Here is a 22826-nt window from a genome sequence, read left to right as displayed (position 1 = left end):
TTTAACTGTTCTATTCAATAAAACCTTTACAATATTTCAATCATAGGTTTAACTTTACGAAGTTATAATCTATAGGGCTACGATGAACGATTATCTCTCACTGCTAAATCCAGAACAACAATCAGCTGTAACTAACATAGATGGACCAGTTTTGATACTGGCAGGAGCCGGGACGGGAAAAACAAGAACGATTACTTCAAGAATAGCACACATAATTAGAAACGGTCACGCTTATTCTGATGAGATATTAGCAGTTACATTTACAAATAAAGCAGCAAATGAGATGGTATCAAGGGTACTTGAGCTAACGGGCACAAACATACCATGGCTTGGCACTTTCCATGCAATTGCAGCAAAAATCTTGCGCCTGCACGCAGAAATTGTGGGCTTAAACCCCAATTTTACAATCATTGGTGTGGATGACCAATTACAGGTAATAAAAAATATTATCAATGAAATAAATCCTGATTACCTATCAGAAAAATGTAAGACCATTATGAATATTATTCAGCAATGGAAAGAGAAGTGCTTATTGCCATCTGAAGTGGAAGATATTCAATCATTTAGGCCAGTATATGTAACTGCACTCAAAGTCTATCACCAGTATCAGGAAAGGTTGAAATTCCTTAATTCTGTCGATTTTGGTGACTTATTGCTATATAACATACAGCTCTTTAATCAAAAGACCGAAGTTCTGTCCTACTACCAAAACAAGTTTAAATATGTTATGGTAGATGAATATCAAGATACAAATGCGATACAATATCTTTGGCTAAAATACCTTGCAAAAGAGCACTCAAATATTTGCTGTGTAGGAGATGATGACCAGTCGATATATAGTTGGCGTGGTGCAGAAGTTGAAAATATTTTGAAGTTTTCTGATGATTTTAAAAATGCAAAAACCGTTAAACTAGAGTGTAACTACAGGTCAACATCCCACATACTTGCAACTGCGTCATATGTTATCAATCACAATAAGACTCGCTTAGAAAAAAAATTGTGGACAACAAACATTGAAGGGGAAAAGGTAAATCTAATAAAATTATGGGATGGGAAAGCTGAAGCAAGGTTCATAAGCGAACAGATATTGAAACTCAATAAATACAGATTTAGTGACATTGCAGTGCTGGTAAGGGCCACTTTTCAAACTAGAGTTCTCGAAGAGTATTTTATAAAATATTCAATTCCCTACAAGATTATAAGTGGCGTAAAATTCTACGAACGTCAGGAAGTCAGGGATATAATTGCATATTTAAGACTTGTTACAAACAATAACGATGACTTAGCTTTCGAAAGGATAGTAAATCGGCCAAAAAGAAGCATAGGAGCTACAACTCTAAAGAAAATATACACGACTGCTCAGGATAACAAAATTTCTTTTTTTGAGGCAGCAAAAATATTAGTTAATAGTAATCAGGTAACCGAAAGAATTAAACTCTCACTCAACGATTTTTTAAATAAAATTAAAGCTTGGGAAGAAATAGTAAGCGTAAAACCACTGCATGAATTCGTTAAAATCGTAGCAAACCAATCAGGATATATTGAAATGCTTGAAAATGAGGAGGTAACAGGCTTAGCACGAATAGAAAATGTTAAAGAGCTCATCTCATCTTTAAAAAATTTCGATAATGCCACAACTTTCTTGGAGCATATAAGTCTGGTGATGGAAGTGGATAATATGAATAACGATGACACCGTATATGTTATGACTCTTCATGCAGCCAAAGGACTTGAATTCCCGTGCGTGTTTCTACCTAGTTGGGAAGAGGGATTATTTCCTCATCAAAGATCTTTTGATGACAAAAGTGGTAAAGCTTTAGAAGAAGAAAGGAGACTCGCATATGTTGGCATAACCAGAGCCAAAGAAAGGTTAATCATTTCATGTGCAGATAGGAGGGAAATTAACAACCAGTGGCAACCGATGCGCACTTCTCGGTTCATTAAAGAATTGCCAAGAGAAAATGTTGAGGTAATTAAAAGCAACATTGCCTACTGTTGAAGCTATAATTGCAGATAAACATATCTTACAAATCTGAGTTACTTTAACTATATGTTTCTCCTGGCAAAAATTCTGTAACCGTTCACACTTAATTCTTCAATCTCATACCAATTTCTATTACATAACAAACAAATAGACAATAGAAGTGAGAAGGTTATACTAAGGCAGTATAATGATGGAGTTTTGGAATGGCATTGGTATCAGGTTGCAATTTTAGCTTACATTATGCCAATCTTTCTTCAATTGCTGCTCGCATAAATTCTGCCTGTCTTTTAGTTCTGCAGTGCACTATCGCATCATCCACATATCTTTCAAATGGTACTGTTGGGTGATTTTGTTTCATCCATATATCAAATGCATGGTGCATAAATATGTTTGAAATGATTGGGCTTATTGAACCTCCTTGCGGAACTCCTTTTTTCCCTAACTACCTTACTGCCATCTGCTTGCTGAATAGGGGATTTCATCCACCTTTCAACATACAGTATGACCCATTTGCAGTCTGTGTGCTTCTTGATAGCCTGCAGTGCTAAATTGTGGTCCAGATTGTCGAAAAATCCTGTAACATCAACAGCTTTCTTGGTAATCGTATCCTGTCTCCAATAAACAGCGGTTTTGCTATGTATCCTTGATCAGCAAAAAACTTACGTAAAGTTGGAGTCTTGTATTTAGCTTGAGTGAAAAGATTTAGAGCACCATCACGATCTTGAACACTTGCACTATGAACATCATCCGCAATAATTAAGCCCACTGTATCTACAACAATATGACGTTTTCTACCCTTTATTTTTTTTCAGCATCATATCCTCTGGATCCCCTTTTTGAGTGGTTTTTACTGATTGACTGTCAATTATTCCTACTGAAGGTGTTTCATTTTTACCAAACATTTTTCTTACCTCTTTTACTAGCATATTATGTATTTTTTCCAATTTGCCATTACTACGTCACCTGAGAAAATAGTCATACACCGTCTTCCATGGAGGAAAATCTTTCGGCAGCATTCTCCATTGACAACCACCTCTCATTATATACCTTATTGCATTAATAATTGTTCTGATATTGTGCTTTCTTGGCCTCCCTATCTTTCCTTGTGCAACATGTGGCTCCAAAATTTCCCATTCCTTATCACTTATATCACTTGGATACAATTTTCCCTCCTATTTTTTACTTACACTATCATATTTTTTTCCTCATTCCTTTTTAAGACATACTCTTAGACAACTGGACGTAGTGCTGCATATCAAGCTCATACTCAGTATGTAAATCTTTGACTAAAGCTACAGCGCATTCTTTTTGAACAATTATACTGATTTTGATTTCAGATGTTGTGATAGCAAGTATTTCTATCTTTTTTTCGCTTAAAACCTTGAGTGTGCGGTGCATCACTTCAGTGTTAGACATAACACCAATACCAATTATTGAAATTTTAGCTACATTATCGTTTATAGCATAATTTTCATTCTTATTCAGTAACTTTTCCATTAAATCAATATCAAATTTGGAGATAACAAAACTTGACCCATGTATCATATCAATTTTAACGTTTGCTCCTGCTATATCTCTTAAAGTACGCAAGTTATTTGCAAGGTTAGTGAAAGTTACAAGAGCTTCATTAGTGCTATAAGTTATTCCAGTAATTAAGTATCTCTCTAGTACATCCCTTTTGTGTAGCACTGTGGTGCCTTCTACTTCCTTAAAAGTGGATAGCACTTGCACTTTAATGTTATGTTTCATTGCAAGTTGTACTGAACGATTATGCAGTATTTTAGCACCAGATGACGACATTTCCAACATTTCATCGTAAGAGATAAATTTGAGCTTGCGTGCCTTTGGAACAATTCTCGGGTCTGCTGTATATATTCCATCAATATCAGTAAAAATTTCGCAAGTTCTAACACCAAAGGCTACCGCGAAGGCAACTGCTGATATATCAGAGCCTCCTCTTCCAAAAGTAGTGATTCTATCATCATTTATACCCTGAAAACCAGCAATGATCGCAGCAGTATAACCCTCAGCAAAAGATCTTTTCACACGTTCAATCTTTATTGTTTTTATTTTAGACTCAGAATAAAAATCATCAGTTACAATTGGTAACTGCCAGGCAAGCCACGATTTAGCATTAACTCCGATCGATTGGAGAGTGATAGCTAATAGACCGCAAGAGATTTGTTCTCCTGCTGAAAGCATAACGTCATACTCTGATAACTCTTGTCTATAACTTAAATTTGAGATTTGCCTAGCCTGAAAAACCATTTGGTCAGTAAATCCTGCAACAGCAGATACAACAACGATTACATTACAACCTTTCTCAATATCGTTTTTTATCAAATTTGCAACTCGGTTTAAATCAGTTAGCGAAGTCCCACCAAATTTTTTTATGATTATTTTGTCCATAGTTACAATATAACTCTCTTCTGAAGAAAAATATAGTTTTTGTAGAGATAGCAGCTTGCAAGCCATTCAGAAAAGGGAAGACAAAGCTATAGCTAACGCGTCATACCACGATTCATTCCATAGCTGTACGAACATTCATTTTTGAAGGTAAATTGCACAGCAAATTGCTCTCAAATCACAATGTTCGTACAGCTATGGATTCATTCGCGGTATAGATTCCGCTAACTAGTAGCGGAATGACGAATTTGTTGTTTTAAAATTGTCAGTAAATCTAAGTCAGTTTAGCTATATAGCACGAACTAAACCACTAAGCAGCAGAAGACCTTGCATGACCTCCAAAAAATGTTTTTACTCTTTCAAGATAAGTAAGTGGTTCTGCAGGAATTTCTATCTCGTCTATCTTATAAGATATTGCTGCATCTATGACTTCATCTGTTATTAATTCTCTTAGCCTTTGTTTTATTTGCCCTCTCCGAATATGTTCTCCATAGTCGTTATAAAACTTTACATATAATTCCTTAAACACAAATTCTTTTATAGCATCTCTTGTATAAGAAGTGCCATCCTTTACTTCATCACTCACGCTGCTCAAATCCACCCCAGAACTTGGTGAATACAAATTATCAAAATTTTCTTTCAAAACTTTTATTTTATGGTAGTGCTTATCCACATATTTCTCAAGAAATCTTTTAGTAGCATCACTAGCCAACTTTCCTATTGGCTGAGGCTCTAGTTGAGCTGCAAAATTATTTTCCGCTTTAAGACCACTTAATGCATAAATGATACGGTTGAGCATTCCAGGACCACATTGGCGATTACTTTCCTCAAAGCGAACCAGTAATATAGACTTCAATAATTCTATATCTGCATTTTGCTTTCTTGCCGCAATTAAAACTAAATTTATAGCCTGTGTCAATGTCAATCTGGTTTGTGAATCTGCCCAATTTACCCACTCCCCAGTTTCATAACCATCCAATCTTAGATAAGGTTCTATCATTCGTTTTTGCTGACTTGTTAAACCGCTTATATAACTTTTAAACTCTTCATCCAACTCATTTAACGGCGTACCATGTTCTTCCTTTAATTTTTTGGCACATTCAATAACGCTTTGCTGAAAACTTCTAGTATGAACGCTCTGACTACTAGTACCCACATCACTTACATTAAACAAAAAGCTTAGCTGCTTTACATTCAAACCCAAAGGTGAAAAGAGTTTTACTGATGGATATTTTATTAACTCAAGAAGTGCTACTGGAATTAGCAGTGCATAATTTAACAATAATAAACCAAAATTAAATATAAGAAACCCACGTAGAGCTGATACCTTTGATGCAATATACAAAAATGGAAGCTGTAGGTAATATATCAAGTGTATACTGAAGAATAAGATTTTGTCCTTTAATTTTATTGTTGGATCTTTATAAACCTCAAACAACATGCTATTGCTATCAATATTGTTGTTTTTAAAGGAGGTATAGTTGTTTATGATCTTCTCTTGCAAGGGAAGAAGCATTTTATTCAGGCAAATAAACGCAGCAATAACAATAAAACCTGTAGCCAAAAATGCTAGTGCAGGGCTAGAAGTGCTTGTAGATAAATAGGCATAAAGACCATCAACAATTAAGTTTTTGTATAATCTTTCAAAGGGACGAACTAGAATCGGGTCAAGGATATAGTTAACAAGAAGATTTAAATAATACACGAGAAACAAAAGTGCAATCAAAAATGCAATAATACTACAAACAACCAAAAATGCTTTTAATCTCGGATTCATAACCCCCTCTTAATAATCTGTTAATATAATCTATTTTAGGAATAAATTGAAAAAAATGCAAGTTTTTATGTTAAAAGATCAATTGAAATTTCTGAGTTTAGGGTATATTGTTAATCTATTTAGATAAGAATTATTGTGTCAAATAAAATAGGTTTTTGGGATATTTTTGCCTTAGTGATTAGCAGCCAAATTGGCTCTGGAATTTTTATGCTTCCAATTAGCCTTGCTCCATATGGCATGTATAGCCTTATAAGCTGGATAATATCAGGGCTTGGTGCTATATCTCTTGCTTTAGTTTTTGCCTCACTCTGCGCAAAATTTCCGGAAACGGGTGGCCCTCACGTCTATGTAAAGCATGCTTTTGGCCCTGCTGCAGCTTTTTTTGTTGGTTGGACGTATTGGGTGATCTCATGGGTTAGCACAACAGCCGTAATAGTTGTGGGTGTTGGTTATCTTACACCATTTTTCCATGAAGATATTCAAAACGTACATCTGTTTTTAGAGATGTTATTACTTACAATTATTACACTAATAAATTTTAGAGGAGTAGCTACTGCTGGACGTGTTGAGTTTTTATTGACGGTGATAAAAATTTCTGTATTGCTTGTAATACCTATAGCAGCATTGTTTTTTTTTGATAGAAATAACTTCATCATAAGTGAAGAAATATCAAATCTTACAACATCGCAGATTCTTGCCCGTTCTACACTTATTACTCTATGGGGTTTTATTGGAGTTGAATTGGCAACAGCACCTGCAGGGTCAGTTGATAATCCAGCTAGAACAATACCAAGAGCTGTGGTACTTGGAACAATCTCTGTTGCTATTGTGTATTTTATCAACAATCTTGCAATTATGGGATTAATAAATGGCAATGATTTAGCAAGTTCAAGAGCACCATATGTTGACGCAATAAAAATTATGGCCTCTGGCAATTGGCACTTGATTATTTCTATAACTGCGTTCATTTTTTGTGTTGGTACTTTAAACGCTTGGGTACTAGCTAGTGGACAAGTGGCCCTTGGCCTTGCAAAAGATAAACTGATGCCACAGTTTTTTGCTCAAAGAAACAAGCACGGTTCTCCTTTCTGGGGCATAACAACTAGCTCAGTTGGAACTGCAACTTTACTAATCCTCACTTCAAGCAACAATTTTGCTAAGCAGATCACATCAATTATCGACTTTTCTGTAGTTTCATTTTTATTTGTTTACCTTGCATGCAGTCTTGCTTTTCTCAAAGTTATTGTGCAAGAAAAGAGTTGTTACAAATTTTTAATTGGCAGTATAGCAACAACCTTTTGCTGCTGGGTAATATTTGAAACTTCTGTGAATACCTTGCTGATCGCAAGCTTATTCACTGCAAGTGGCGTACCTCTTTATTTATTTTGGTATCGCAGAGTTTCTGTATAGCAAATGTTATGTATCTGTTCAGCAGAGTGGCAAAATAAGGTAGACGAGAAAAGACAACTATAGGAAGAAATGGGTGTCATGCCAGTGCGTGACACTGGCATCCAGTTCTTTCGCGCAGTTCCATCAAAAACGTTGTAAAGGATTAATCGCTTTCGTGTTTACCAACTTAGTGCCCAATCTGGATCCCAGGTATCAACTATGTTTTTAAAAAAATTTCTTATTTGTGTGATTTTGCGGTTTTACCCAATTATATGGGCAATAAAAACCCGTTTGCCATAGAAATAGAACTTTATATCAAACAGCTACTACAACAATTCCTGTTTAAGCCAATGAATATGTGAATAAGTACTTTAAGTCTGTATGGGCGTACTTATTCACGATATTCATTTCAGTTACTGTTGTGTAAATTTTAAATATTCGAATTAATTGCTTCTTTAAGTCTGGCATTGGCAATAACTATAATTTTACGCATAAGTGCAGTAAGCGCGACCATCTTTCTTTTACCACTATCAACAAGCTTGCAATAAAAAGTAGCAAGTTCGGACTTAGAGTTTCTAGCGGCCATAGCGGCTGTAAAAAGCTTTGAACGAACGTTGCTTCTACCACCTATAATTCTTCGGTAACCAATAGCTTTACCACTTTCCTTAGGATGAGGTGCAACACCTGCAAGACTTGCAACTTGCTTTTTGTTTAAAGAACCAAGCTCTGGTATAAGACATAATAAACATTGAGAGGTTTTTCTACCTATTCCAGGAACTGTTTCAAGAGTTTTTTGGCATTGTTGCAATTCAGGACTTTCATCGACTATTTTTTGTATAGCTTGGTCAAGCTTTTCTACCTGGCTATTAAGGAATTCAATAGTTTGTTGACAACTTTCCTTAATGTAATCATTTCCAGGAGTTTTTAGCCTATTCTTCTCTTGAACAAGCATTTTCGTAATATCGTCACGACGCTGACAAAATGCAAACAAGGTAGTTTGTTCTTTTGAGATAGGTGTAAATAGCTGCAGACGTCTGCAACGCTCAGAGCCATACCGGGCAAGTGCTTTTGCGTCCAGATTGTCAGTCTTTGCCAAAGTTCCATGAGATAAAATGAAGTTTTTAACTTGGCGAGTATTAGCACGATGCACAGCAATGTTTCTATCAATAAGAAAATACAATAAGCCAAGCTCATAACCTCCTGTAGCTTCTAAAATTACCATGGAGTTGGGCAAGATATTTGAAAATTTTTGGTAGAATTGCTTCCAACCAGCACAACTATTGTCAAATTTGATGACGCCTTTTTGTTCATTAACTGTAGTAACAAATTCAAGTTTTCCGATATCAATGCCGATAAAATTTTGATAAGATGTAATCATAAAGAACCTCGAGAGTTTAAGTTAAAATTTAAGATTGTAAACGGATGCATATATATGTCCCAAACAACTATTCAAACGTCTCGAAGGATAGGCTTGAGTACCTTGATATCTGCGTATGTTATAATACTACTGTCTTACGGTCGCTCAAGCCTGTGATAACTACTTTTTATAGAGTTATCTTCCTTCTTGTTTTTTTATATCACATTTCCGACTTACAACTGTCTCTGCTGTCAAACAAATTATCCAACAAAATTACAATTAAATGGTTGATTATTTTTGAGAATACCAAAAAAGACATGCATTAATTTTCGCATTAACGCAAGAACTATGACTTTTGGACATTTGCCTTTACTTGCTAGACGCTGACAAAACTTTTGAAAATGATTATTATGGTTTTTGACTACTATAGCTGGCATATAAAGAGCTTTTCGAATACGCTCAGATCCTATTTTGCATATGCAACTTCTCTTACTTACTGACGATCCCGATTGATAATGTCCTGGATTTAGACCAGCAAAAGCTGTAAATTGTTTAGCATTGTCAAAGTTATCAACTGATGGCATTTCTGCGACAACAGCAACAGCAGTAAGATATCCTATACCTTTTATAGTCTTAAGGTTTTCCACCATATTTTTTAGATGTGGATAGTTATTTATATGCTCATTAATTTCTTTTTCGAGAACAATAATTTGCTCCTCTATTGCCAAAATTACTTTAGATATAGCTTCTTTGCAACTGGAATGCATATTTTTGTTTTCCAAGCGATTTGTCTGTTGCACCTTATCATCTTTTAGCGATTGCATGCAACGGTAAAGCTCCCTCAAATGCCTCATTTCAGGTGCAATGGGCTTCCAAAGAGCAGGTTTGTTGGCGATACAAAATCTAGCTATCATAGCTGCATCTGATTTATCTGTCTTATTTCTGAGCAGCTCACTTTTGCCAAAAGCTTTCTGGGTTTACTATACTGACATTATGTCCTAAATCGTGCATAAAAGTAGCCAAATCTTCTCCATACCAACTAGTTGCTTCAAGACATAAATGAGTAAGATTTGCTCCATGGCCGTTGCACCAAACTACAAGTTTTGCAAAACCATCTTGATTATTTTGAAAGACTTTGTGTCGTTTTTTACTGTCCACTAACAAACAAACATCAAATTTCTTTTTTGAAATATCCACACCCAAAATAGCATTTACTTGCATAAAATTGCCTCCAAGACTATAAATAAACTGAGAGTTTAGACTAACCTTGTAATACGGGATATAATTCCAAAAGATACTGTTCAGTCTTTAACTCTATGGGAGGGAAGCAAAATCTGGCTTAATGGCATTAGTGTCGCATCAGCTTCATCCTCCCTGTGAGGTATTTTAGCTCTAATGCCTCACATCATAAAGATACAAGTGTCACGCACTGGGATGACGAGAAAGGAGCACTGGAATTTTTGTTTCAATATTTGTACATGAGCCATGCATCTGAACAGATACAATGTTATAACTAGAGATAATTTTTAAATGATTGATATTTATGAACTACGACTTTTCTTGTTGTCCACTTGTTCAACATTACCCTTCTCAAGTTTACTATCTACTTCTTTTGTGTGTTCATCATCTATACTAGTTTCATCTTTTATCTTACTAGGGTAATCTTCCTGCGATTTTTTATATGCTTCCATGTTGTCATATATAGGGTTACTGATGATTTCTATTTTTCCAGGTGTGAAAATCCTTGCTAAAAATCTCCTTATTATTGGTATTGACCTTAAGAGATCTCTTAGCTTTGAAGATTCTTGTCTTTTGTTTAGAGACTGTTGGTCTATTTTAGAGGTTTTTACACCATACTTTTTATCATCAAAATTTATTGTAGGCTTTCTTTTATTCGAAAGAACACTTTGGGCCTTTGATCCATTGGTTCCTTCAGGCCCTTGAGGTGTAGACATTGCAGGTTTAACCTTAGTTTCATCGTATTCCTTACTCATCTTTCATTTCATTATGTAATGTTACTAATATTGCATAATAATAGCTAAATTACAATTAATTGCAAGGTAAAAATATTAAAACAATTGTAAATTTTGTCAGTAAAAATATAATAGAACTTTAAAATTAGAGGTTCATCTATATGAGATACAAAATTGCTGTTATTGGAGCAACCGGAAGAGTAGGGCGTGAGGTATTAAGCACGCTTGCTGAATTTCAAGATGAGGCGATAGATTGCGTTATTGCACTTGCATCGAAAAAATCAGAAGGGAAGAAGGTGAGCTTTGGTGACAAAGAGTTAACAGTTTTATGCCTTGAGGATTATGACTTCGTTGGAACTAATGTAGCCATTTTCTGTGCTGGATCTCATGTTTCTGAAGAGTATGTACCAATTGCAACACAGGCTGGATGCATCGTGATAGATAACAGTTCCCATTTTAGAATGAAAGAGGGTGTGCCACTCATTATTCCAGAGATTAATAAAGAAAAAATTATGGAATATAAAAACCACAACATAATATCCAATCCAAACTGTACTACAATACAGATGCTGCTAGTACTACATCTATTACACCAAAAAGCAAAAATAAAGAGAATCGTTGCTTCAACTTATCAATCAACTTCTGGTGCAGGCAAAGCAGCAATGGATGAGCTCTATGACCAGACAAAAAAAATCTTTATGAACGAAGCTAAAAAACCCAAGATATTCTCTAAGCAAATAGCATTCAATTGCATTCCCCATGTAGGAGAATTCATGGAAAATGGCTCTACAGAAGAGGAATGGAAAATGCAAGAGGAGACAAAAAAAATTTTAGAGGAAGATATAAAAGTTACTGCAACTTGTGTAAGGGTACCCGTCTTTATCGGTCACGCTATGGCAGTAAATGTGGAATTTGATCAACATATCACTGAAGAACAAGCTCGTGAAGTGCTAAGTGAAGCCGAAGATAGTGGAGTTTTAGTGTACAACAGGCGTGAAGATAGTGAATACATAACTCAAATTGATGTTGTACAGGAGAATGCTGTATATGTATCGCGTATTAGAAGAGACAATACTGTTGAGCACGGATTAAATATGTGGATAGTGGCTGACAACCTGCGCAAAGGCGCAGCATTAAATATAGTGCAGATTCTTGAGATTTTGATAAGAGAGCATTTGTCAATCAAGTGCATATAGAGCGCACGTACGTTGTAATTCGAAGGAAATTGTATATCACATGGCAGCGCGTGACGCTGGAATGGCTTTGTTGCATCGCTACTTATGAAAGGCTAACTATAATTAGGATTATAAGCAACTTATTGAAAATCTTGTTTTTTTTGCAATCAATCTGATCAAATTTAAGAATAGTAACTTGTTATTTATATTAATAAATTTAATTCTATTGAAAATAGCTAAAGCATTGAAATTCTTGAATTTTAGCCGGATTAGTGAGTAGTAGTGAAATTTCTTTTACTCAAATTTAGGTATTCACTGACCGTTCTTGTTATAAATACCAGAATAATAAGCTACTGATATTCTCCACCTTTTTTATCTTTAATCCATCATAGCTAGCGATGCAACAAAGCCGGCTGGATTCCAGTGTCAAGCACTGGAATGACACCATTTGCTGTGCAGTTTACCTTCAAAAATGAATGTTCGTACAGCTATGGAATAAATCGCGGTATGACGGTTCGCAGCGGTATAGTAACTCGTCACCCCGCTATTTGTTAGCGGCTGAGATACCGCGGCGGTATGACGTAGAAGCTATACTTTTATACTCACCAACTCAGTATCCAATCTGGATCCAAGTAGTCAAGCTATTCGGATGACACCCTCATAAAGTGAAATGAGATCCCGCTAACACGTAGCGGGATGACGAGAAAGGGGCTACTCGGATGACACCCTCATAAAGTGAAATGAGATCCCGCTAACACGTAGCGGGATGACGGGAAAAGAGGTACTGGGAGACATCCTTCCTGGTAGACCCAAATCACAATGTTCGCACAGTTGTGCGTCACGCGCTGCCGAACACTGTATGGTTATACAAGAAAAATTAAGGCTTAAAAGGAATTTTAAGTATCAGGACTCAAGGTTTTTATTCCTTCTTAATAAAACATAAAAAGCCCCTTTACCACCATGTTTTTTCGTAGCTTGTTGGTAGTATAGAACCATATGCTGGATTTTAGTGTCATTTAACCATTTATTTAAGTTACTCTTTATAGTGTCTGTTTTGTTTGTTGCACTGCCGTATCCCGTAATTACCAATAAACATCTATTTCCTGCTCGATAATTTTTGATAATAAAATCTATCAATTTACAGTAAGCATCCTCTATATTATAGCCATGCAAATCGAGCTTATCGCTTATAAAATATTTACCCCTATCAACTTTTGATTTTGTGTTTTGGTCAAGACAAAATGATGAGTTACTATTATTGGTATTAAGAAAATTCCCTTGTAAGTCGGAGGTACCTTTATCAACCATAGACTTTATATTTACTTTATGATCAACTTTCAAAGTAACTTTTCCACATTTTATTGGCTTAACATTTTTTTGCCAATCCAACTCATCGTCCGACATAAACGCATTAATCGAATTGTATAATTTTACAACAATATTCAAACATAGTAAAATGTTGCTTATTCTATAAAAACCCGATTTTCAATAATACGATGAAATCGTCAAAAACTAATGAGAATTTTTGGCTGTATGGAAAGCACACCTGCATGTCAGCACTGAAGAATAAAAATAGGCGGTGTATAGAACTGTTAGTAACAGAAAATTTCTATAGAGAACACGAAAAAGAAATTAAGCAATATGCAAATAGTAAGGGCATTAAAGTTCGATTAGTAGAAAACAAAATACTTAATGACGTTTTACCCAAAGGTGCTAACCATCAAGGAATTGCTTTAAATGTTGCCCCTATTCTTTATAACTTAAGCATCGAAGAAGTAGCTGAAAGCTCAAACGACAGTTCTACTATAGTCATTTTAGATCAAGTCACTGACACGCACAATATTGGATCAATTTTAAGAACTTCAGCTTGTTTTAATGTCGACGCATTGGTTTTACCACATAACCATTCACCGAGTGAAAATGCATCTATTGCAAAAGCAGCAAGTGGGGCTTTAGATATTGTTCCGCTAATATACGTTACAAATATAGTAAAAACTATGCAGTATTTAAAAAAGGTCGGCTACTGGTGTTACGGGTTTGATTGCAATGCTAAAGAAAATATAGATGAAATAAAGAGTTTTGAGAAAAAAAGAGTAATTATTTTTGGTTCTGAAGAGAAAGGAATGCGGAGGTTAGTTAAAGAAAATTGTGATTATCTTTTAAAAATCCCAATGTCAAATGCAATTAACAGTTTAAATGTTTCAAACGCAGCAGCAATAGGCCTATATTCTATTTATATTAAAACAAATGCCAGCGCATAGCTGTTTATAATAAAAACACTTGATAAAAATATGGTTTTATATTATAATGTGTTAAGTAATGGATAAAAGGAGTTATATTATGTCTTATATGAGAAATGAACAGGATATTCGCTCTCAAGGCGTTTATTATAGTGCTGGGCTTAGAAGTTACCTAACTAAAGTATATAATTACATGGCTTTAGCTTTGGGCGTCACAGGCCTTGTTGCATTTTTAACAGTATTTTCTGGTCTTTTTCAAGTAATTTATTCTAATCCCGTTCTATCGCTTGTGGTAATGTTATCTCCGGTTGCATTGGTGTTCTACATGTCTTATAGAATTCAACACCTAAGTGCTCAGTCTGCCGTTACTATATTTTTCTCGTTCTCAGTGTTAATGGGGCTTTCCTTATCTTATGTTTTTATAGTTTATACTGCAGAAAATATAGCAAGGGCGTTTTTCATTACATCAATCATGTTTGGCTCTATGGCTTTATATGGCAATACTACAAAAAGAGATCTTACAAGTATGGGCTCTTTCTTGATTATGGGAGTTTGGGGGTTAATCATTGCGTCTATAGTAAATTTATTTCTTGGAAGTAGTCCTCTCCACTTTGCAATATCGTTCATATCAGTAATAGTCTTTACCTTAATGACTGCGTATGATGCTCAAAGAATCAAGGACGTTTATTATAAACATAATGACGGATCAGAAGTTGCTACTACTAAATTGGCAATACTCGGTGCAACTAATCTTTATTTTGACTTTATTAATATATTTCTCAATCTACTCAGGTTACTTAACTTGTTCAACAATAGGGATTAGATGTTTTCCTTTTTAAGGAAAGGCAGTAAGAATTCTATAGTTTTCTTTTTAGTATCTTTAGTTGTGTCGATGATATGTCTTGCATATGCATCGGTACCTCTATATAGCATTTTCTGTAAAGCTACTGGGTATGGTGGCACAATAAGAAAAGTAACTAACACAACAACAAATATAACTAACCAAAAGATCAGGGTCCATTTCAATGCTGATATAATGTCCGATCTACCTTGGGAGTTTAAATCAGAAACTAACTACGTTGACGTAAACATAGGAGAACAAAGTTTAGCGTTTTATTACGCAAAAAATCTATCTGATCAGCCTTCATTTGGTATGGCGGTGTATAATGTTACGCCTTTCAAAGCAGGTAAGTATTTCAATAAAGTTGCATGCTTTTGTTTTGAAGAGCAAATGTTGCTACCAAAACAAAAAGCAGCTATGCCCGTATCTTTCTATATAGATCCTGAGATAATGCTTGATAGTAATACAAAAGATTTGGGCGAAATAACACTATCATACACGTTCTTTAAGCTTAAGTAACAGAATGTTTGCAAACCGTGTCATTTCAGTAATCAATAGGGTGTCATCCAAGTAGCTGACACTGGAATGACAGGAGGTAACGCAAGAAGTCTATTGATTGTGAAAACAATAACTTTGCAAAATATTGATTGTTAGATAACATAATCAAAGTTTTTATCTTAATATTCATCATGGTTAGAGCTATACAAATTAAAAAAACTGGGGGACCAGAAGTATTAGAATTTGTAGATAAGAGTATAGGTGAGCCAAAAGGCGAGGAAGTTTTAGTACGTCACACAACTATCGGCTTAAATCGTTATGATTTAGAGCACAGAAAAGGTACGCGCAAAATTAAAAATTTACCATCAGTGCTTGGGGTAGAAGCAGTGGGAGTTATTGAAAAGCTTGGTAAAAAAATCAGTGATGGATTGAAGGTTGGATACAGAGTTGGATATTGCACAGCTCCTCCAGGGGCATATTGTGAAAAGCGCATTATACACCAGAAATATCTGATAAAAATTCCAGATGACATATCTGATGAAGGTGCTGCTGCAGTGCTGTTTAAAGGTATGACAGCTCACTATTTAGTTAATCAATCTTATAAAGTTAGGCCTGGTGCTTTCGTGCTAGTTCATGGGGCTAATGGTGGTTTAGGACAAATAATATGCCAATGGGCAAAGGATAAAAAAGGTGTAGTGATAGGTTCTGTAAGCTCTGATGAAAAAATGAAGATAGCTTTACAAAGTGGCTGCACATACGCAATAAACTACAATGATAAAGACTTCGTTTCTAAAGTTATGGAGATTACGCAAAACAGAGGAGTAGGTGCAGTGTATGACCCTATAGGTTACGCTACAAGCAAGCTTTCTTTTGAATCTTTAGGCAGGTTCGGCATATACGTTTCCTATGGGCAGATATCAGGTAACGCTCCTATTAGTTTTTCTTTACTTAGTTCACGTTCGTTATTTGCAACTGGAACCTCAATATACCATTATAAGCATGATAGATTCACATTAGTGCTTACCACAATGGAAATCTTCGAGATGATAAGAAAAAAACTTTTAACTGTACGGATCAATAAAAAATATAAATTTGATGAAATAATTCAAGCACATCGTGATATGGAAAATAGAAAAGCGAGTGGGTTAAATATTATCAAAATCTCTTAAATAAATTAGTAATTTAAACTAACCATTCATTAAGTCATATCAACTAGAACTTCACATATTTAATTCTCCTTTTGGGGGAATTAAAAGCATATAGCTAAACTGACTTAGATTTACCGACAACCGTCATCCCGCTACGTGTTAGCGGAATCTATACCGCGAATAGACTTCTTGCATAACCCAAATTAAGTAGAAAAAGGTATCATCCGAGTAACTGACACTGGTTCCTTTATGACGGTAGTAGCCCCCCTTCTCCTGTCATTCCAGTGCTCCCTTTCTTGTCATCCAAGTAGCTGACACTGGGATGGCTTTGTTGCATCGCTCTTCGGATAGTAGGTAACGCACAATAAATTTATGAAGCTATCTCAAATTTAGCCATACCAATATCAGTGAACTTATTGAGCAAATAGCATTTAACAAGTAGTTCCTTCTCTCTATTTGTCTCAGATTTATTCCTAAAACTAAACCCGAATGTTTGTTTCAGTTGCGAGAAAAAACTTTCTATATAAGATCTTTTCCCATAATTTACTTCTTTTTTCCATTCTTTCATGCCATCTTCACCGTATAATTTTATTAACCTAATAGCAGCATTCCTGTCAGACATATAATCTATTTCTGGATGTTCTGCCGCATTGTTTATTGGTGGAATTTTTGTCTTTATATCATATTCGTTACACAACTTATAAAACTTGTGCCTATCACATGCTCTATCTGCATATAGTGCTTTTATGGCATGCTGAAAATCAACTTCTTTTAGCAAATCACAAGCTCCATAGTGATCAGCCGTTACTGTATTTTACAGCTATGGCTTTTTTGTTGTTTATATTCAACATTACGTGCAATTTTCTCGTTTGCTCATAGCCACGATATTTTCTGTCAGTGCTATTTTCCTTGCTGTGTGTTGTTGTATATACTAATTCCTGTACTGTCTATAGCAATTTCGATATCTTCCATATTATTTTCTGCAATCATTTATCTTAATATTAAGTTTCTTTTGATGCTTGTGAATAGCTGCAAATCTCTTCCTATTTGTTGCAAATACCCTTTTATAAACCCGACTGTTTGTCTTAAACCAATTCTAAAGAAACTGACGATTATATGCACCAAAATCACAACTTTATCACTATAAATATAGTTGCCGCCCTGCATTTTTGGACAATTCTCGTACCAATTTTCTATGGCGTCATTGATATAACAAAAAATGCTTCCTCTTTCTTGGAGAAATTTGTTATATTCATGGCAGTTACTGACTCTCATTTTTTGTGGCATATTTTTTCTTCAAGGTTAAATGGCTATTTATAATGAATTTTGTCAGTAACTGCCAGTTCTTTTCGCTTGAGCGATGCAACAAAGCCCACTGGGATCCAGTTTCACCTTGTGATGGTGTCATGAAAGTAGCTGACACTGGTTTCCATCCAAGACGGTGTCATTCCTTACTATTACCCACAAATATAAATGGACTAAAAAGTAAAATATTACAATATTAAAGTTTGCAAATATTGAGGGTGTAAAATGGCAAGTAAAAGTAGTGAATGGGCTAAAAATGAATTTGGAGATAAAAGGTTAACTGAGCGATTAGTAAAGATTGCTGATATGTTTGACAAAATTACCTGAAAGTTAGATTAATCAAGCATGTGAAAGTTGGTCAGAAGCAAAAACAGCATAACGTTTTTTTCAAAATGAGAATGTAAAAGAAAGTGATATTTTAGCTACACATATTAATAAGACGGTTGAGAGAACAAAAGCTCACAAGAGGGTTCTTGTCATTCAAGATACCAGTTACATTGTATATAATAACCATAAAAAAACAAGCGGATTAGCAAATTTGTCCAGTTATGATACTGCAAAAGGTATTATAATGCATACAGCTCTTGCCGTTAGTATAGAAGGTTTGGTACTAGGGATACTAGATCAAAAAGTTTATTCAAGACCTGAAGAAACTGAGAACCTTAAAAAAAAGAGCGATCGCATTGAAGATAAAGAAAGCGTAAAGTGGTTGGAAACTTTAAGAAAAACAAATAATATTATTGATCCAACTCAAACTGAGACTATAACTGTATGCGATAGAGAAGCAGATATATATGACTTTTTTGAGCTTGCACATAATCTTAATTCGGCAGTGCTAGTTAGAGCATGCAGAGATAGAGCAGTAAATAGAAAATCTCGATATCCTGAAAAAGGTGAGCAGAAGTTATGGGCATTTATTAAATCCTCTCATTGTGCAGGTACGGTAGAAGTTGAAGTTCCTGTAAAAGATAATAAGCCAAAAAGAACAGCACGTTTGGAAGTTAGATTTGGAAAGTTTATGATGAATCCATCTAAGAATAATATTAGGCATAAGACGGAAGAACTACCTAAATTACCACTTTATGCAGTTTATGTTGTTGAGAAAACTCCCCTTCCCTTAAAAAAAACCGCTAGAATGGATGCTATTAACGAATCTTTCAGTTAATACTTTCGATGAAGCTGTTGAAAAAATTAGTTGGTATCAACTATGTTTTTTAAAAATTTTTTTATTTGTGTAATTTTGCAAATTATATGGGCAATAAAAACCCGTTTGTCATAGAAATAGAATTTTATATCAAACAGCTACCACAGCAATTTCTGCTTAAGCTAATGAATATGTGCTTTAAGTCTGTGTGGACGCACATATTCATTAGCCAATTTCAGTTACCGTTGTGAAGATTTTTAAGTATGCAAATTAATTGCTTCTTTAAGTCTTGTATTAGCAATTACTATAATTTTACGCATTAGGGCTGTTATAGCCACCATCTTCTTCTTACCACTTTCAACAAGCTTAGAATAAAAGGCGCCAAGTATAGATTTTGACCTTGTAGCAGCCATAGCGGCTGTAAAGAGCTTTGAACGAACGTTACTTCTACCACCTGTAATCCTTCGGTAACCAACAGCTTTACCACTTTCTTTTGGATGCGGTGCAACTCCGGCAAGACTTGCTACTTCTTTTCTATTTAAGTAACCAAGCTCTGGCATTAAACACAAAAAATCTTGTGATAACTTTTCCAGGAACTGTTTTAAGAATTTTTTGGCGTTGTTGTAATTCGCGGCTTTCATCAATAATCTTTTGTATAGTATCATTGAGTTCGTTTATTTGACTATCGAAAAACTCAATGGTCTTTTGACAGCTTTCTTTTATATGATCATTTTCCGGTGCTTCAAGTCTGCATTTTTCTTGAGTTCTCATTTGCGTAATATCATCACGACGTTGACAAAGTGCAGCCAAAGTTGATTGTTCTGTAGAGGTAGGTACAAATAGAGAGATAGTTCTATGGCGTTCAAATCCATATTGAGCAAGAGCTCTTGCATCTAGACTTTGCTAAAGTTCCGTGAGATAAAATAAAGCTTTTTACTTTACGAGTATTAGCTCGATGCACGGCAATATTTTTGTCGGTAAGAAAATGTGATAAGCCAAGCTCATATTTCCCTGTATTTTCTAAAGTCACTAAAGCATTAGGTAGAATATCTGAAAACTCTTGAAATAATTGTTGCCAACCAGAAGCATTATTATCAAATTCGACAGCATTCTTCTGTTTGTGAATTGCAACGATATTTTTAAATTTTCCGATGTCAATGCCAATAAAATTTTGATAAGATGTAACCATAATAAACCTCGATAGTTTTAGTTAATTTAAGATTGTAAACGGGTGCATATATATGTCCCAAGCAACTATTCAAACGTATCGAGAGATAGGGCTAGCGTACCTTGATACCAACGGTTGTAATACCAATTTCCTTTCGGTCGCGCACGCCCGCTATTCCTAGTGAGCAGGGTTATCTTTCTCTCTTATCTCTTTTATATCACGTTTTTAACTTACAATTGCCTTAGATGGAAAATAGAGATATTACATAAAATTTTAAATCCGGTCTCAAAGTTGAAGAATGTAGGCTTGGAATAGCAGAAAGACTAATGAGATATCTAACAGTTATGAGTATTATTGCTTGGAGGATCTTCTTTATTACATCAATTGCAAGAGCTAACCCAACATTACCATGTACTACCTTATTAGCTGAAGAAGAATGGAAAGTTTTATACGTTAAAATACACAGAAAACCATGTCCAAGTGTAGTTCCCAACATAAAAGAAGCTGTTTCATGAACTTGGAGGCCATTTAGCAAGAAAAAATGACCCAAAACCAGGACCAATTACTCTTTGGAAAGGATATAAACGTCTCTTTGATTTAGCAGAAGGATGGCGACTTGCTCACGAACTTTATATTTGTGGGTAATAGTAAGTTGTTAGGGGGACCTGGAGATACCGCGGCGGTATGACGTAGGGAAATCTTACTTATTATAGCTATAGTTCTACATGAATTACAAAAGTAATATTTACTAGATCTTAATATTTTAGATCTATATTTTAATAAATAATGAGCTGTAATTAGTATGAATAATCCATTTAAAAGTGAGAACTATAAAAAAAATCTCGATTCTCTGATCAAAGCTGTAAAGCTAGGAAATGCAGAGAAACAATATAACAAAACGTTAAGGGATTTATCTCATGAATTAGAAGGTTTTACAGGTGAGGCAAAAGGTATAGCTGAGTTTGTTATATATACTGACTTGAACAATTATGTAGAACAGCCATTAGGTCTTTTTAAAACATTAATGAATAGAATTTTGGGAAAAAATTTTCCAACCAAGAACAGTAGTATAAGTAATTTTGTAAATGATGAGTTGTCAAGTTTCACTTTAGAAACAGCAGCTAAGTATACAAGAATTTTAAAAAAAATTGATCTCTTGGAACAATTAGAAAAAGATTTCAGAAAAAATAATATTTTAAAAGATTCTTTAAATTTAGAACAAAGTGAAAAGAGTCAAGGAAAAGATAGATCACACGAAGTGAGTTTGGAAGGTAGAAAGCAAAAGGAAGGTACTTTTGAGCTGCGAAAAGAAGAACAGCCGAAAGAAAAATTAGGTGGTAATCGCATGAGGCAAATAAAGCGACCAACAACAGCACCTCCGGCTGCTCCAGATTCGAGGAAGGTACGCTTTAAATCAGAAATATCCTCAGATGGAGAAAGCAAGGCAAAGTCTACATCTTCTTTACTAAAAGGAGCTAATAGTTTTAGTATGCCTGATGCTAAGGAAAATCCTTCTGAGGATTCAGGCTATGAAAGTTCATTAGATCAGGGGTCTGAATATGAAGACATATCAAATTATCAAGAGAAAAAGCAAAAGGAAAATCCTTTATATGAGCAGAGAGAAGATTCAGGCTATGGAAGTTCATTAAATGAAGAGTCTGTATACAAAGAGATATCAAATTATCAAGAGAAGAAGAGTAAAATTTTAATAGAAAATTCGCAGAGTTCAAAATCGCCCAAAGAAGAGCCAATTTATGCAACAGTTCCTAAAGAACATATAGAAGCAAAAAGAGAACGTAAGCAGAAACAACAACCTCAATCCCTCGTACCACCAAAACCACCGCAAGTGCCAAAAAAAATGTTTACTACTGGTCAAGAAGTTAGACAAGAATCGAAAGTGGTAATCAAAGATAAACCTGCAGTACCGCCAAAGCCTAAAAATCTAAGCCGTGCTAATCAAAAAGTAAGCACAGAGCCAAAAGTAGTAGGAGTAATTCTTAAAAAATCAGCTGAAAGAGTACCACTAAAATCTGAAAATCAAGACAATAGGAAATCAGCACAAAAAGCTGCTGGTAAGGCGATACCAAAAGTAGCAGCAGCTACTATGAAAGGAGGAGCTAATCGCGAGATGGGCAGTAAAGTAAAGGCATTAAAAGAAAAATTTGAGCAAAATCAAGCAAAAGGAAATGCTAATGTACAGCTTGCTGAAAGCAAAACCACTCCAGCAGCACAAGCGGATATCGGTGTGAAGAAAAAACAATCTCATTCATTTCTAACAGAGAATAAAAGATCTGCAACGAAACACGTAACAGCAAAATCTGATCCAAAATCTCATGTCAGCAAAAATTCCCTTCTCACGCATGCAAATGTAAAGGAAATGGTTGCACAAATTGAGAAAGGAAAAGGAGGAAGATAGTAACA

The 22826-nt window shown here is 35.0% G+C and carries 18 protein-coding genes and 5 pseudogenes; 10 read left to right on the top strand and 13 right to left on the bottom strand.

Annotated features, from left to right (window positions below):
* Positions 1–82: 82 nt before the first annotated feature.
* A complete protein-coding gene (locus tag ACQH3L_RS06370) occupies positions 83–1999 on the top strand; it encodes an ATP-dependent helicase (protein WP_425384792.1) in 1917 nt (638 codons plus the stop codon).
* A gap of 223 nt (positions 2000–2222) precedes the next feature.
* On the opposite strand, the gene ACQH3L_RS06365 is transcribed toward ACQH3L_RS06370, so the two are convergent.
* From ACQH3L_RS06365 to ACQH3L_RS06340, 6 genes are all read right to left on the bottom strand, one after another.
* Positions 2223–2366: a Putative reverse transcriptase gene (locus ACQH3L_RS06365; RefSeq protein ID WP_022626389.1), complete on the bottom strand. Its 144-nt coding sequence runs from the start codon at positions 2364–2366 to the stop codon at positions 2223–2225.
* 162 nt (positions 2367–2528) lie between these two features.
* Complete coding sequence (locus ACQH3L_RS06360) at positions 2529–2750, bottom strand: hypothetical protein (protein WP_425384791.1); 222 nt, start codon at positions 2748–2750, stop codon at positions 2529–2531.
* Positions 2751–2775: 25 nt separating this feature from the next.
* Positions 2776–2910 carry a hypothetical protein gene (locus tag ACQH3L_RS06355; RefSeq protein ID WP_255324781.1) on the bottom strand — a complete coding sequence of 45 codons (135 nt, stop codon included), beginning with the start codon at positions 2908–2910 and terminating at the stop codon, positions 2776–2778.
* 33 nt (positions 2911–2943) lie between these two features.
* Positions 2944–3147, bottom strand: coding sequence for an IS5 family transposase (locus ACQH3L_RS06350; protein WP_007549940.1), 204 nt, complete (start codon positions 3145–3147; stop codon positions 2944–2946).
* A 52-nt stretch (positions 3148–3199) separates the two neighbouring features.
* The gene (locus tag ACQH3L_RS06345; RefSeq protein ID WP_425384790.1) at positions 3200–4393 is read right to left on the bottom strand and encodes an aspartate kinase; all 1194 of its coding nucleotides are present in this window, start codon (positions 4391–4393) and stop codon (positions 3200–3202) included.
* A gap of 307 nt (positions 4394–4700) precedes the next feature.
* On the bottom strand, positions 4701–6167 hold the full coding sequence (locus tag ACQH3L_RS06340) for a hypothetical protein (RefSeq protein WP_425384789.1): 1467 nt from the start codon (positions 6165–6167) through the stop codon (positions 4701–4703).
* Positions 6168–6302: 135 nt separating this feature from the next.
* On the opposite strand from ACQH3L_RS06340, the gene ACQH3L_RS06335 reads away from it, so the two are divergent.
* The gene (locus ACQH3L_RS06335) at positions 6303–7577 is read left to right on the top strand and encodes an APC family permease (RefSeq protein ID WP_425384788.1); all 1275 of its coding nucleotides are present in this window, start codon (positions 6303–6305) and stop codon (positions 7575–7577) included.
* A 409-nt stretch (positions 7578–7986) separates the two neighbouring features.
* Here the strand turns inward: ACQH3L_RS06335 and ACQH3L_RS06330 are convergent, their stop codons facing one another.
* From ACQH3L_RS06330 to ACQH3L_RS06320, 3 genes and pseudogenes are all read right to left on the bottom strand, one after another.
* A complete protein-coding gene (locus ACQH3L_RS06330) occupies positions 7987–8934 on the bottom strand; it encodes an IS110 family transposase (RefSeq protein WP_425384612.1) in 948 nt (315 codons plus the stop codon).
* 239 nt (positions 8935–9173) lie between these two features.
* Positions 9174–10134 (bottom strand): annotated as a pseudogene (locus tag ACQH3L_RS06325) (IS110 family transposase).
* Between the two features lie 320 nt (positions 10135–10454).
* The gene (locus tag ACQH3L_RS06320) at positions 10455–10907 is read right to left on the bottom strand and encodes a hypothetical protein (RefSeq protein WP_425384787.1); all 453 of its coding nucleotides are present in this window, start codon (positions 10905–10907) and stop codon (positions 10455–10457) included.
* Positions 10908–11047: 140 nt separating this feature from the next.
* On the opposite strand from ACQH3L_RS06320, the gene ACQH3L_RS06315 reads away from it, so the two are divergent.
* On the top strand, positions 11048–12082 hold the full coding sequence (locus ACQH3L_RS06315) for an aspartate-semialdehyde dehydrogenase (protein ID WP_010962945.1): 1035 nt from the start codon (positions 11048–11050) through the stop codon (positions 12080–12082).
* An 882-nt stretch (positions 12083–12964) separates the two neighbouring features.
* Here ACQH3L_RS06315 and ACQH3L_RS06310 read toward each other — a convergent pair.
* Complete coding sequence (locus ACQH3L_RS06310) at positions 12965–13465, bottom strand: Smr/MutS family protein (protein WP_010082340.1); 501 nt, start codon at positions 13463–13465, stop codon at positions 12965–12967.
* A 92-nt stretch (positions 13466–13557) separates the two neighbouring features.
* On the opposite strand from ACQH3L_RS06310, the gene rlmB reads away from it, so the two are divergent.
* The 4 genes from rlmB (at position 13558) to ACQH3L_RS06290 (ending at position 16809) form a co-directional block, all read left to right on the top strand.
* Positions 13558–14322 carry a 23S rRNA (guanosine(2251)-2'-O)-methyltransferase RlmB gene (gene rlmB, locus ACQH3L_RS06305; protein WP_038199241.1) on the top strand — a complete coding sequence of 255 codons (765 nt, stop codon included), beginning with the start codon at positions 13558–13560 and terminating at the stop codon, positions 14320–14322.
* 79 nt (positions 14323–14401) lie between these two features.
* Positions 14402–15124, top strand: a complete 723-nt coding sequence (locus ACQH3L_RS06300; RefSeq protein ID WP_010962942.1) for a Bax inhibitor-1/YccA family protein — start codon at positions 14402–14404, stop codon at positions 15122–15124.
* Positions 15125–15661 carry a cytochrome c oxidase assembly protein gene (locus ACQH3L_RS06295; protein WP_010082343.1) on the top strand — a complete coding sequence of 179 codons (537 nt, stop codon included), beginning with the start codon at positions 15125–15127 and terminating at the stop codon, positions 15659–15661. It abuts the gene before it with no gap.
* A 170-nt stretch (positions 15662–15831) separates the two neighbouring features.
* The gene (locus ACQH3L_RS06290) at positions 15832–16809 is read left to right on the top strand and encodes a quinone oxidoreductase family protein (RefSeq protein ID WP_425384786.1); all 978 of its coding nucleotides are present in this window, start codon (positions 15832–15834) and stop codon (positions 16807–16809) included.
* Between the two features lie 349 nt (positions 16810–17158).
* On the opposite strand, the pseudogene ACQH3L_RS06285 reads toward ACQH3L_RS06290, so the two are convergent.
* Positions 17159–18075 (bottom strand): annotated as a pseudogene (locus tag ACQH3L_RS06285) (IS5 family transposase).
* Positions 18050–18196 (bottom strand): hypothetical protein, encoded by a 147-nt coding sequence (locus ACQH3L_RS06280; RefSeq protein ID WP_425384775.1) that lies wholly within the window; start codon positions 18194–18196, stop codon positions 18050–18052. Before ACQH3L_RS06280 ends, ACQH3L_RS06285 begins: the two are co-directional and overlap by 26 nt.
* Before the next feature lie 122 nt (positions 18197–18318).
* On the opposite strand from ACQH3L_RS06280, the pseudogene ACQH3L_RS06275 reads away from it, so the two are divergent.
* Positions 18319–19301 (top strand): annotated as a pseudogene (locus ACQH3L_RS06275) (IS4 family transposase); the annotation flags it as partial.
* A gap of 193 nt (positions 19302–19494) precedes the next feature.
* Here ACQH3L_RS06275 and ACQH3L_RS06270 read toward each other — a convergent pair.
* Positions 19495–20426, bottom strand: a pseudogene (locus tag ACQH3L_RS06270) (IS110 family transposase).
* A gap of 216 nt (positions 20427–20642) precedes the next feature.
* Here ACQH3L_RS06270 and ACQH3L_RS06265 point away from each other — a divergent pair.
* Positions 20643–21050, top strand: a pseudogene (locus ACQH3L_RS06265) (IS4 family transposase); the annotation flags it as partial.
* Between the two features lie 157 nt (positions 21051–21207).
* The gene (locus tag ACQH3L_RS06260; RefSeq protein ID WP_425384785.1) at positions 21208–22821 is read left to right on the top strand and encodes a hypothetical protein; all 1614 of its coding nucleotides are present in this window, start codon (positions 21208–21210) and stop codon (positions 22819–22821) included.
* The last annotated feature ends 5 nt before the right edge of the window (positions 22822–22826 follow it).

This window comes from Wolbachia endosymbiont (group A) of Sturmia bella (genome assembly GCF_964030905.1).
Taxonomy (GTDB): Bacteria; Pseudomonadota; Alphaproteobacteria; order Rickettsiales; family Anaplasmataceae; genus Wolbachia; species Wolbachia pipientis.
Note: the sequence above shows the minus strand (reverse complement) of the source record. Positions and strands in the feature narration are given on the sequence as shown.

Bases quoted from the DNA above. Each gene is read 5' to 3' on its own strand.
- ACQH3L_RS06280 (WP_425384775.1), bottom strand. From the start codon at position 18,196: ATGACACCATCACAAGGTGAAACTGGATCCCAGTGGGCTTTGTTGCAT.
- ACQH3L_RS06320 (WP_425384787.1), bottom strand. From the start codon at position 10,907: ATGAGTAAGGAATACGATGAAACTAAGGTTAAACCTGCAATGTCTACA.
- ACQH3L_RS06260 (WP_425384785.1), top strand. From the start codon at position 21,208: ATGAATAATCCATTTAAAAGTGAGAACTATAAAAAAAATCTCGATTCT.
- ACQH3L_RS06365 (WP_022626389.1), bottom strand. From the start codon at position 2,366: ATGCACCATGCATTTGATATATGGATGAAACAAAATCACCCAACAGTA.
- ACQH3L_RS06370 (WP_425384792.1), top strand. From the start codon at position 83: ATGAACGATTATCTCTCACTGCTAAATCCAGAACAACAATCAGCTGTA.
- rlmB (WP_038199241.1), top strand. From the start codon at position 13,558: ATGAAATCGTCAAAAACTAATGAGAATTTTTGGCTGTATGGAAAGCAC.
- ACQH3L_RS06310 (WP_010082340.1), bottom strand. From the start codon at position 13,465: ATGTCGGACGATGAGTTGGATTGGCAAAAAAATGTTAAGCCAATAAAA.
- ACQH3L_RS06330 (WP_425384612.1), bottom strand. From the start codon at position 8,934: ATGATTACATCTTATCAAAATTTTATCGGCATTGATATCGGAAAACTT.
- ACQH3L_RS06315 (WP_010962945.1), top strand. From the start codon at position 11,048: ATGAGATACAAAATTGCTGTTATTGGAGCAACCGGAAGAGTAGGGCGT.
- ACQH3L_RS06355 (WP_255324781.1), bottom strand. From the start codon at position 2,910: ATGCTAGTAAAAGAGGTAAGAAAAATGTTTGGTAAAAATGAAACACCT.
- ACQH3L_RS06295 (WP_010082343.1), top strand. From the start codon at position 15,125: ATGTTTTCCTTTTTAAGGAAAGGCAGTAAGAATTCTATAGTTTTCTTT.
- ACQH3L_RS06345 (WP_425384790.1), bottom strand. From the start codon at position 4,393: ATGGACAAAATAATCATAAAAAAATTTGGTGGGACTTCGCTAACTGAT.
- ACQH3L_RS06340 (WP_425384789.1), bottom strand. From the start codon at position 6,167: ATGAATCCGAGATTAAAAGCATTTTTGGTTGTTTGTAGTATTATTGCA.
- ACQH3L_RS06300 (WP_010962942.1), top strand. From the start codon at position 14,402: ATGTCTTATATGAGAAATGAACAGGATATTCGCTCTCAAGGCGTTTAT.
- ACQH3L_RS06290 (WP_425384786.1), top strand. From the start codon at position 15,832: ATGGTTAGAGCTATACAAATTAAAAAAACTGGGGGACCAGAAGTATTA.